The following is an 11,675-nucleotide window of genomic DNA, read 5'->3' as shown; positions in this document are numbered from 1 at the left end:
TTGGCATTTATAAACTTATACATATTGCTAATTTTTCTTCCTATGTAACTTTAAGAATTTTGTATCAATATTTTAGGTTATCGATATAATTGGATTATCGAAAGAGTATGAGAGATGTTTTGTCACAAAGAGATGTGATTATATGTTAGAGAATGCTAAGTACTTTGAATATATAAGCTGCGAATATTAAAATGCTGACTATCTTAAGCCCAGTATTTTGTGAATAACCAGCAGCAGACTATTTGTACCTTGAATTTGAGTAGTCGACTTCAAACAAATTATCAAGATACATCTCCAGTATGCTTAGTTAGTTTTATAAACTTAAAAAAATCAATTGTTAGAGCTATCTGCTAATGCTAGCTCACATGTTTTCATAGTTATACAAGGTGTTGAAGAAAGTAGACAAGGAGATACTGTCTTTCAATAGGCAAAATGAGATGTCTTTAATTTTCCTACAGATAAAATAATCGAACATTTATGTACAGAAGATGCTACTTTATATTATGTCAATGATGAACCTTTGTTAAATTATTTAGGAGTTAAGCCATCAACAGCAACTTTTCAGTTGTACATTACCATTATAATACTATACTTGAAAATGTAGTCAATTTTAGGCTTATAACTTGAAGCAACTAAAGGAATCGTAATGGAGTTTTGCTAGCAAATACTGCTCAGTCTAACTGAAATTATTATACCTAAACTATGTTAATGCTGTATTTCCTAAAATAGTGTTCAATTACCTCATAGACACAATTCCGTTGCTTTAGATCTATACTTATCATTTTGTACCAAAATTTGGTTGTTATACATTAATTAGTGAAAAGGTAGATTCTTAAAGCAATTATATAAATCCAGTACGCATGGAACGGGTCTACTAATGGAGCATTTATAACACCTACAGGTTGGTGGCATTTTCACCGTGATGAAACTGATGAAGATGCTATTGTTTTACCAATACAAGATGCTGGATTACAGACTGATTTACGAACTTTATTTATAAAGTTTTTTGGACCGAATGAATAATTTATAATGTTATCAACAGTAATTCAACATTGTTATTTTACTTGTGTTTGCTTAGGGTAATTTGTCATCATGATCACATACTATGTAACTGTAGGTGACAAATACTTAGTATTGATCTTTTTATTAGTTGCTAAATTAATCTTTTGCTTGAAAATATTCACTTAAAGACTATGGATTTAACAAGCAATCTATCTTAACAACTACTTACTTATTAAAATATTTTTAAATTTAACTAAGTTAATATTTCGGCGCTTAGGCAGCTTATTTTATTAGAAATTTTTAAATTAACATACTCTACTAATGCTGAAAAATAGAATTATTTAACTTCCTGATTTTAATTTAAGTTATTGTACTAATATAATTGCAGTTATAGTGTAATTGTTACTTTTAATACTAAAGTGTGATTATTACTAGTATAAATATAAATAGACAAAGTAAAGAAATATTATCAATGTTAGGTAGCTAATTGGAAAAGCGAACCTTGAATAAATATCTAATGTCTTAGCTATTATTTTTTTATCTTTTTGACAAGCCAATATATAATTAGATGAAATCAGAAAAAATCTATCAGTAAATGTCAGATAGTCAATATTTGGCATTTCGCCTTCAACAAGAAATTGATATGCAATAATAGAAAGTATGCCGATGAAGGCAATATTGAGTCGTTTAGATAGTGCTTCACTGTTTATCCAAAACACAGCTCACATTGCTAGAACTAGTAATGACAAAAGCACTAAACTTTAATCGAGATATTTGTTGGCTTTCTATCAAGTGATATGCTGAATTATAAGATTGATATTTTTTCTGGTTTACCATAATAATTGCTTAGTCAGGGTTGTACTCTTTAGATCAAAATTTGTTATATGCCATTCAGCAACATTGACTTTAGATGATCTTTAATATAATACTTTACTGTAATTTTATAGTTTGTATTAACTTCAAGTTGTACTTCGCTAGAATTATATCCAAAAGGTATTATGTAAGCTTTCAGAGTTTTTTATCAATGGGAGTCTCTAAAGTTAATGTCCTCTGTTCGATATAAACAACATTACCATTTGGATAAATTCTTATTTGACGTGACTTTATTTGGGGTGAACCATTTCATTGATAATTGATATTTGTGGTCGACATCCTTCAAATATCTCATCATATTGAAAATTACCTTGGTATAGCTTGTAAATACTTCATTATACTTACTATCAAATGCTAAATGTGGATCATTCCATTCAAATTTGAAAATGGCATCTATTTGTATTTGTTCATTGGCCTCATCGAGACTTTGTATGTCGGTGATAAAAGCAATTACATTTACTAGAGTTGGTTTACGAGGAGGAGTGTCACCATAAGCAAAAATGTTTGAGTAGAATATAATCATTAGAACAGATACTATTACAATTTTGCCAAAATTTTTCATTTAAATTTATAAAAATTAATATTTGATTAACTATAATGTACTACAATCAATGAATATATGCCAAATATGCTAGAAATTGATTTTAAAAGGTGCTTGAAAAATGGTCAAAAATAAGATTTTTAGAAAATTGTAAATTGAATTAAATTTATGACTGCTGTCATGAATGGTTGCATTATAAAAAACAATAAGTTTGATCCATTAAAAGGGATAATTACCAATACTAATACAATAGCAAAGCCATATTTTTCTATACTATTATATCTGTATGCTAGATTCACTGGTAATAAAGAGGAGATTATTCTACTGCCATCTAGTGGTGGAATTGGTAATAAGTTTAATATCATCAGTACTACATTTATCATTATTCCATAAAAAGCCATACCTTGGATATAAGGATGTAGAGTTATGTATTTTGCTACTATTGCCCAAATAAATGCCATTATTAAATTTACTAATGGGCCAGCAATTGCAACTAAAGACATATCTAGCTTAGGATTCTTTAGCTTAGAATAATCAATCGGTACAGGTTTAGCCCAACCAAAAATAAAAGGAAACCCAAACGAAATTGATAAGATAAGCATTAGTCCAGGAAATAAAATAGTGCCAAGAGGATCAATATAAGATACTGGGTTTAATGTTACTCTGCTTAATTTATACGCTGTATCATCACCACGAATTTTAGCTACAAAACCATGGGTAGCTTCATGGATTGTAATTGCAAAAACCAGTGGGATAGCTGCCATTAATGCAGACATCAAAATATGGTTAATATCCATCTATTGAGCTATAAATCTATAACATTTATAATTATCAAATTATAGAGATTTAATGACTAAATATGAAGTTGTAAATAAAATAATTTAAAAATATCTAAAAAATGTAAATAAAAGTTTAAATTATCTTTTTTTTGTATGATATAAGTTTAAGTGACAGTCTAGCTAATTATGAAATAACATAATTAGACTTTAATATAAAACTGTAAGGAGATAATTATGAAAAAAATAATCGCAATTGTTTTAGTTTCATGTGTGTCAACATATGAACCAATACCTGCAAATAATCAATCTCAGCAGTAATATATGTACATGATATAATAGCTATGAAAAAGAACATTTTTAGGATTGTATTAATCGGATTGTTTTCGATGACCTTAATGTCTTGTATAATTAAAAATCAAAGTCCAACTAAAAAAGATACTAATGGTAACAAATATCTAGATCGAAACGCATGGACATCAACCCCTTATTTAGCAGGTATAATTTCTTTAGCATAATCTAAAAATAAGGTTATTCTTATAGTATGTAAAAAGTTTACAAACAAATTTAAATTCTATGATTTGCATATTATATTTCCAACTAGACGCTTAGAAATTGTATATAAATTATAGTATTAAACTTCTTTTATTTTTTATAGATAAGTAATAAATTTTTGAAAGTTTATTATTACCTCCCCCAACTTTAATAAAGTGGTTAAAATACAATAATTGCTGTAAAAAGGTTGTCACTAATAATAAAAGCTGTAAGATGGATACTTTAGGTGGAGGGTCATTCATATTAAAATTATAAGTTTGAGGAGACTCGTTGTATGGCGAATCAATATTCTGGAAATTTTGAGCAAATTGTTAAAAATAGATTTAAATGTTCAGCTAAAGAGATCTTATTAAAATGCCAAAGAGAAGGTCTAAGTTATCAAGATGCTGGAAAAGTTTTAGGTTTCAAGCATGTTACTATAAGAAAGTGGGCAAAGAGATTTGATATTAAGTTACCACCTAGATTTAGATCTCACGATGAGCATCTTGAACAAAAAAAAGAGATTGCATATGTAAATCAATGTAAAACAAATAAAATCAACAAGACAAATATTTTTAGTCGCTGTTGGATAAATATGAATCTTTATTCTGTGATTAAAGCTAAATCTTGATTGACTTGGATTTTGATGTTAGTTTGACTCTCATCAAATTTGAAATTAACGTTATTTCCAGGAGTTAAAACAATTACAGTTGAACCAAAGTTAAACCATCCAAGTATATCACCTTTGCTGAATTTGATATTAAATTTGTCACAATTGTAGTTCCAAGTTTGTACACCTTTGTAGTAGTTCGGAGCGATTTTACCGTGCCATACAGTTTCTATACCTGCAACTAAAAGAGCACCGACAAAAATTACAGCAACCTCTCCAATTAATGTATCAAAATAACAGATTAGACGTTCATTTTTTGCAAAGAGATTATCAACCCTTCTGGTTGTTGTTTTATTAACAGAGAAAAGTTTACCTGGAACATAAACCATCTTTGTAAGCTTACCATCTATAGGCATATGCACTCTATGATAATCTTTTGGCGAAAGATAGATAGTTGCAAATTTAGTAAAATTAGTTGTTGAGCTTGCAGCAATTAAGGACTCTAATGAAAATAGCTTATCTTTAGCTTGAATTAAACTATTATTGGTTATTGTGCCGAATTGGCTTAATACACCATCTGCTGGTGATGAAATGACATTTTTGTCATTAGAAATAGGTCTTAAATCATCCTTAAGTTCTCTTATGAAAAAATTATTGAAAGATTGATATTTGTTTATATCGGTTTCTTTAGCTTCAGATAAATTAATATTAAATTTTTTGATAGCAAGTTTTATTAGATAGTTTTTAATAATTTTATTTTTTGAATCAGCAAGTTTGCTAACTAAACGCGATGTTATAGCGTGAGGAAGTAGATATTGTAAATATATAAATAAATTGTCTTTCATTGATTTTGCCTATTTTATTATTTAAAGCTTTTATTAATATAAGTATAGCACTGTGCTATACTGATAAGTCAATTTAATTAGTTAGTTCTATTGATAAAAAATGAGAAATACTATCAATGTAGTCATTTTATTGAGTCTTGGGACGTTACTGCAAAATTGTACTACTAGTGATGTTGAAAATGATTTTTCGTATGAGAACTTGACAGATACTATAAGTGATTCACCATTTAGAAATAGAAAGTATGATTATGCAAGAGTAAAAGTTTCCGAAGAACCAGCACTAAAAATTCCAATAGGATTAAATGGTGAAAAAATAAATCCAGCATTAAAACTTCCTGATGGCGATAATAATTATGCCAGATCACAAGTGACAGAAGCACAAAAACAAATGCTGCCACCAAATTATTCGGTTAAATTTGATATGGCTAAGATTATTAATGATCAAATATCAAAAGTTTCAATTAGTGTTGTATATGATGATACAGGTTCATTAAAGCTTGTATTTAGAGAACCTTTGTCGATAACTATTAATCTTTTAGAGAATTATTTCAAAGAGCATCCTGATAATTATATTATTATTGCTGAGAAAGATGAGATACTATCTGGACATTTGATAACTATAAGAGATACTAAAAAGGATTTAATTTTTGTGATATTAGCTCGTAAAGTAGACGAATTATCAAGTTTAGTTAAAGTCAATGCAGTATTTACTAATGATAGTAAAACTTTAGCTCCAAATCATATAGGTGAAGGGGTTAGAATCTTAAGTGGTATTCGTAAGGATTTAAATAATACCGAACTTAAAAATGATAATAATATTCAAATTGCAAGACAAACTGAGGCTAATCTGGCAGATTCAGAGGCAAGTGCTAAAAATGGTAAATCTAGTCTTGGAGGATTGTTAGGCTCAAAGAAAAGTACTTTTGGCTTTGATTCATACGATAGAACTATTGATAACTCTCTAGAACAACAAAAAACTAATACCAACCAAGAACAACAAGATTACACACAAATGACAGTGCCAGCAGATGATAATGTCTATGATAGTCAAACTCAAGCCCACGTATTAAATACATAGGTGAATAGATGTATGATATTTCAGTTTTTATAGGAAGGTTTCAACCTTTTCATAAAGGCCATCTGTATAATATATTAGTAGCACTACAAAGTAGCAAAAAAATTATCATAAATGTAGGTAGTTGTTTTAATGCGCCAAATATAAAAAATCCTTTTTCTTTTGAGCAAAGAAAGGAGATGATAGAAAGTGATTTGCAAATTGCTGGAATTGATTTAGATATTGTAGTCATAGAGCCTTTAACTGACTACTTTTATCAAGAACAAAAGTGGCAGGATGAGTTACGTAAAAATGTTTATAAGCACGCTAAAAATAATAATAGTATTGCTATTGTTGGACATATCAAAGATAGTTCTAGTTATTATATAAAAAGTTTTCCTGAATGGGGTTATATTACTGTTGATAATTACAAAAACTTTAATGCTGCTGAATTTAGACAAAAGTTTTATAAAGGGATTATACTAAAACAATACGTGTGTAGTAATGATTCTAAGCTAGGCACTTATAATTTCTTGATAGAGTTTATGGCTACAAAGGCATATCAAGAACTAGTTGCAGAAAATAAATATGTTATTGAGTATAAAAGATTATGGCAAAATGTTCCTTTTAAGCCAAACTTTGTGATAGTTGATGCCTTAGTTATAGTAAATGATCATATTCTGATGATACAGAGAAAAGCTTTTCCTGGTAAAGGTTTGTGGGCATTGCCAGGAGGATTTCTAGAGTGTGATGAAACTATATCACAAGCTATAATTCGAGAATTATTTGAAGAAACAAATATCAGCTTAACCCAGGAGCAGCTTGCTGTAGCAAAACGCTGTGAAAAAGTTTTTGACTATCCTGATCGTTCAGTAAGAGGTAGAACAATTAGCCATACTGGGCTGTTCGTTTTTGATCAATGGCCAAGCTTACCAGAAATTAATGCTGCTGATGATGCAAAGGCTGTCAAATGGATGACTGTGGATTCTATTATTGAAAATATCTATGATAAAATGCTAGAAGATCATTATCAAATTATCACAGTTTTATTGGAAGAATGTGGTAAGAAACTATAAGGAGTTTTTTATTATGGGTTTATCAGTTGTTATTTTGGCTGCAGGGAAAGGTTCAAGAATGAACTCAAATAAACCAAAAGTTTTACAAACATTAGCAGCAAAACCTCTAATCGAGCATGTTGTTAGTTCTGTTGAGAAGCTAAATCCAGATAATATAGTTGTTGTTACAGGACATCTAAAAGAGCAGGTTGAAGATACATTACAAGGAAGAAATATAACATTTGTTTATCAACAGCAACAACTTGGTACAGGTTATGCTGTGTTACAAACACTACCCTACTTAACAGATCAGAAAGTTTTAATCCTCTATGGAGATGTACCTTTAATTTCGACCGAGGTTTTAGAAAACCTAATTGATACTACCAAAGATGTTGATCTGGGCGTTCTGACAGCATTTGTTGAAAACCCTCAAGGTTTAGGTAGAATTGTTAGAGATAGGTTTGGTGCGGTTACAGAAATTGTTGAAGAAAAAGATGCTAATGATATCCAGCGTCAGATAAAAGAAATTAATACAGGAATTTACTGTGTTCATAAAAATTTGCTACAAAAATGGTTGCCGCAGATAAAAGCAAATAATGTTCAAGAGGAATATTATCTAACAGACATAATTACATTTGCAAAAACTGATCATGTTTCGATAAATGTAACTCATCCAATTAATGAGTTTGAAATTTTAGGTGTAAATGATAGAGCTCAATTGGCTAATCTTGAGCGAGTTTGGCAAAGAAATGTCGCTGAAAAGATTATGGCTAGGGGTGTGAGTATTGCTGATCCAAATAGGTTTGATGTGCGTGGTAACCTTGATGTTGGTAAAGATTGCTGGATAGATATCAATGTAATAATTAAGGGTAATGTAAGACTCGGTAATAATGTTATCGTTGGTGCTAACTGTATACTCAAAAATTGTATTATCGAAGATAATGTTAGAATCAAATCTAATAGTATGATAGATGGTTCTATTATTCGTGAAGGTGCAATAGTTGGTCCTTTTGCGCGTGTTAGACCTAAATGTGATATTAAACAAGGAGCAGTGATAGGTAACTTTGTTGAAGCTAAGAAAACTGTTCTTGGTAAAGGTTCAAAGGCATCGCATTTAACTTATCTTGGTGATAGTGAAATCGGTGCTAATTGTAACATAGGTGCGGGTGTTATAACTTGTAATTATGATGGTGTCAATAAGCATAAAACAGTTATAGGCGATTATGCTTTTATTGGATCTGATTCACAGCTAATAGCTCCAGTTAATATTGGTCAAGGTGCAACTGTTGGTGCTGGATCAACTATTGCAAAAGATGTTCCTGCTGATAATCTTGCAATTTCAAGAGCAAGACAGCGTCATATTGATACTTGGCAGAGACCTGTCAAGAAAACAGATAAATAATAAAAATAAGGTTTGTGTTATGTGTGGAATAGTAGGTGCTAACTCTACAAGAAATGTTACTAATATTTTAATCGAAGGTTTAAAAAAACTAGAGTATAGAGGTTATGATTCTGCTGGTTTGGCAATAATTGATGAAAAAAATCACATAGATATATGTAAAGAAGTTGGTAAAGTTGTTGAGCTAGAAAAATCTGTGTATAATTTAGCTAATTTTAAAGGTGATATAGGTATCGCTCATACTAGATGGGCAACTCATGGTAAACCATCTAAGAGTAATTCTCACCCTCATGTTTCTGAAAGCTTTTGTATAGTTCATAATGGTGTCATAGAGAATTTTGCTGAACTTAGAAAGATTCTTATTAATGATGGTTATAAATTCAAGTCGGATACTGATACCGAGGTTATCGCCCATTTATTGCAAAAAGGGTGGAGTGATAACCTTTGTATAGTTGAGAATATCAAGTATGTCATAGCTATGCTTAAAGGAGCTTATGCACTAGCAATAATCTCACAAAAATTCCCTGATAAAATTGTTGCGGTGCGCTCAGGCTCTCCACTTGTAATTGGCGTGGGTATAGATGAGAATTTTATTTCATCAGATGTGTTATCATTGTTACCGGTTACAAATAAATTTTCTTATCTTGATGAAGGTGATATTGCAATTATTTCAAAAGATGATGTTGAAGTTTTTGATAATAATGGTGTCGCAAAAAATCTTGAAGTTGAAGAGTATAATTATTCATCATCGAGCGTCTCTAAAGATGGTTATAAACATTATATGCTCAAAGAGATATATGAACAGCCAGAAGCTGTTTCAAATACTATCTTAGCATCATTAGCTGATGGCGAAATTAGTTTAGATAGTTTTGATAAAAGAGCTAAAGAATTATTTGCAAAAACTAAACATATTTGTATTGTTGCGTGTGGAACTAGCTATAATGCTGGGATAATAGCAAAGTATTGGATTGAAAAATATGCAAAAGTTCCATGTAGTGTCGAAATAGCAAGTGAGATCAGATACAGAGATAAGGTTGTAGTTGATGGTTCTTTGTTTGTGAGTATTTCTCAATCTGGTGAAACAGCTGATACTTTAGAGTCGCTTAGAAAGAGTAAAAAGCAAAATTATGTTGGTAGTATGTGTATTTGTAATGTACCAAATAGTTCGCTTGTGAGAGAGTCTGATATCATTTTTATGACAAAGGCTGGTATTGAGATTGGTGTAGCTTCCACTAAAGCATTTACAACACAGCTAGTTGCATTAGCGATATTTACACTAGTAATGGCTAAACTCAAAAATAGTTTATCAGACCAGCAGATAGCTAAATATACCGAAGAACTCAAAAATATCCGAGCTTTGGTTATGGGAGCATTAAAGCTAGATGCTGAAATAGATCAGATAAGTGAGTATTTTTCTGATAAAAAGCATGCTATCTTTTTAGGGAGAGGATTATATTATCCTATAGCTATTGAAGGAGCATTAAAACTTAAAGAAATTTCTTATATCTATGCTGAAGCGTATCCATCAGGGGAGTTAAAGCATGGCCCTCTAGCTCTAGTTGATAAGAATATGCCAATAGTTGCAGTTGTGCCAAATGATGAATTATTAGATAAAACTTTATCTAATCTACAAGAGGTGCACGCTCGAGGTGGTAAGCTAATTCTTTTTGTCGATAAAACTATTAAAGAAAGAGTTAACTTTGATAACAGTATTGTATTAGAATTAGATGCAGGGCATGATTTTAGCGCACCTGTAGTATTTACAATACCACTTCAGCTGTTGTCGTATCATGTAGCTATAATCAAAGGTACAGATATTGATCAACCTAGAAACTTAGCTAAATCTGTAACTGTTGAGTAAAGCTTAAACAGTTTTGCTTTCTAATCATTTATTTTTTCGAAGCTGCTAGTCGCCAGTCCACAGTTGGTTTTTAAACAGAAGTAAGGTGAGTTTTATGGACTTTAATAAATCTCTCTGTTATGAGGATGTCAGTCTTCAGATAATGATTCAAAATGATTTTGATGAGCTGTTTGAGATTGTTAAAGATCCTGAAATATGGGCGCAACATAATTATAAAACATGATGTGAGTTAAATGGATTTAGAAAGTATTTTGAAGCTGGTTTAAACAATCCGCAAAATTGTTATCTTATCTTTTATAAAGATAAATTGGTTGGGATATGTTTTTTGATGTCTGGGATAAAAACTTTTGCTCACAAAAAGCAGTAACTAAGTTAGGCGCTAAAATTTATAACAGAAATGTTACAAGAAATAAGTTAATATTTATATTGACTAAAAAAGATTGGTAAAATAGTAATATTTAGATTAAATAAAAGTTCTTCTCTGAGAAATTCTTGCTCTTTTTACAGCTTGACGTTTTGCTATCTTTCTTTTTTCTGTTGGCTTTACATAGTGTTGTCTATCTCTAAGTTCTTGCTTGATACCAGCTTTTCCGCAAGCGCGTTTAAAGTTTCTTAAACTTATATCAAATGGCTTGTGCTCATCTACTCTAATACTTGGCATTATAGTACCTCAATATTGATGGCTTCAGGACCTTTTCTACCTTCTTGAGTTTCAAAAGTAACTTGCTGACCTTCAGCTAGAGTCTCACCATTTAATTTTGATATATGTACAAATACATCTTTTCCACCACTTTCAGGAGTGATGAAACCAAATCCTTTTTGATCATTGAAAAATTTTACTGTACCTTGTGATTTATTATTCATTTTTATTCTCTTTAGTTTTTTTGTTTATTTAGTTTTAACTATAAAAGCTAGTCATTTAGTGTATGGAATTATCAAATGACAATTTAAGAGATTAAGCAAAAACTGAAATTAAATAACGAAAATTTAAATTGAGTAGAAATTTTCTTTATCCTTACAAAATAAATTGTAGTACAAAATAGTACTAAAAGATATATGTAACTGCAAAATGATTTAAAGTAATCTAAAATTGCTACTAAGTATTTGTCGAGACTACTAATTTGT

Annotated in this window: 10 protein-coding genes and 2 pseudogenes; 7 read left to right on the top strand and 5 right to left on the bottom strand. The window is 30.3% G+C overall.

Going from position 1 to position 11,675, the window contains the following annotated elements:
- Positions 1-1,433: 1,433 nt before the first annotated feature.
- Together C9379_RS08925 and C9379_RS07345 are read right to left on the bottom strand one after the other, a co-directional pair.
- Positions 1,434-2,437: pseudogene (locus C9379_RS08925) on the bottom strand (ligand-gated ion channel).
- A 119-nt stretch (positions 2,438-2,556) separates the two neighbouring features.
- Positions 2,557-3,213, bottom strand: coding sequence for a site-2 protease family protein (locus C9379_RS07345; RefSeq protein WP_143384487.1), 657 nt, complete (start codon positions 3,211-3,213; stop codon positions 2,557-2,559).
- A gap of 368 nt (positions 3,214-3,581) precedes the next feature.
- Between C9379_RS07345 and C9379_RS07340 the strand changes: the two genes are divergently transcribed.
- Both C9379_RS07340 and fevR read left to right on the top strand, forming a co-directional pair.
- The gene (locus C9379_RS07340) at positions 3,582-3,710 is read left to right on the top strand and encodes a hypothetical protein (protein WP_343377572.1); all 129 of its coding nucleotides are present in this window, start codon (positions 3,582-3,584) and stop codon (positions 3,708-3,710) included.
- Positions 3,711-4,021: 311 nt separating this feature from the next.
- Entirely contained in the window at positions 4,022-4,357 is a 336-nt protein-coding gene (fevR, locus tag C9379_RS07335) for a transcriptional regulator FevR (RefSeq protein ID WP_143384488.1), read from the top strand.
- Here fevR and asd read toward each other — a convergent pair.
- Positions 4,330-5,181 (bottom strand): archaetidylserine decarboxylase, encoded by an 852-nt coding sequence (asd, locus tag C9379_RS07330; protein WP_143384489.1) that lies wholly within the window; start codon positions 5,179-5,181, stop codon positions 4,330-4,332. The two genes, fevR and asd, sit on opposite strands and share 28 nt — an antisense overlap.
- 100 nt (positions 5,182-5,281) lie before the next feature.
- Between asd and C9379_RS07325 the strand changes: the two genes are divergently transcribed.
- The 5 genes and pseudogenes from C9379_RS07325 to C9379_RS07305 all read left to right on the top strand — a co-directional run bounded on the left by C9379_RS07325 (position 5,282) and on the right by C9379_RS07305 (position 10,997).
- Positions 5,282-6,259: a hypothetical protein gene (locus C9379_RS07325; RefSeq protein ID WP_143384490.1), complete on the top strand. Its 978-nt coding sequence runs from the start codon at positions 5,282-5,284 to the stop codon at positions 6,257-6,259.
- Positions 6,260-6,267: 8 nt separating this feature from the next.
- The gene (locus C9379_RS07320; protein WP_343377571.1) at positions 6,268-7,311 is read left to right on the top strand and encodes a bifunctional nicotinamide-nucleotide adenylyltransferase/Nudix hydroxylase; all 1,044 of its coding nucleotides are present in this window, start codon (positions 6,268-6,270) and stop codon (positions 7,309-7,311) included.
- A gap of 13 nt (positions 7,312-7,324) precedes the next feature.
- On the top strand, positions 7,325-8,692 hold the full coding sequence (gene glmU / locus C9379_RS07315) for a bifunctional UDP-N-acetylglucosamine diphosphorylase/glucosamine-1-phosphate N-acetyltransferase GlmU (protein WP_143384492.1): 1,368 nt from the start codon (positions 7,325-7,327) through the stop codon (positions 8,690-8,692).
- A 19-nt stretch (positions 8,693-8,711) separates the two neighbouring features.
- Complete coding sequence (gene glmS / locus C9379_RS07310) at positions 8,712-10,550, top strand: glutamine--fructose-6-phosphate transaminase (isomerizing) (protein ID WP_143384493.1); 1,839 nt, start codon at positions 8,712-8,714, stop codon at positions 10,548-10,550.
- A 94-nt stretch (positions 10,551-10,644) separates the two neighbouring features.
- Positions 10,645-10,997, top strand: a pseudogene (locus C9379_RS07305) (hypothetical protein).
- 16 nt (positions 10,998-11,013) lie between these two features.
- On the opposite strand, the gene rpsU reads toward C9379_RS07305, so the two are convergent.
- Together rpsU and C9379_RS07295 are read right to left on the bottom strand one after the other, a co-directional pair.
- Positions 11,014-11,211: a 30S ribosomal protein S21 gene (gene rpsU / locus C9379_RS07300; RefSeq protein WP_143384494.1), complete on the bottom strand. Its 198-nt coding sequence runs from the start codon at positions 11,209-11,211 to the stop codon at positions 11,014-11,016.
- Positions 11,211-11,414, bottom strand: a complete 204-nt coding sequence (locus tag C9379_RS07295; protein ID WP_143384495.1) for a cold-shock protein — start codon at positions 11,412-11,414, stop codon at positions 11,211-11,213. Before C9379_RS07295 ends, rpsU begins: the two co-directional genes overlap by 1 nt.
- Positions 11,415-11,675 lie beyond the last annotated feature (261 nt).

This window comes from Francisella-like endosymbiont (assembly GCF_003069505.1).
In the GTDB taxonomy this organism is placed as follows: domain Bacteria; phylum Pseudomonadota; class Gammaproteobacteria; order Francisellales; family Francisellaceae; genus Francisella.
Note: the sequence above shows the minus strand (reverse complement) of the source record. Positions and strands in the feature narration are given on the sequence as shown.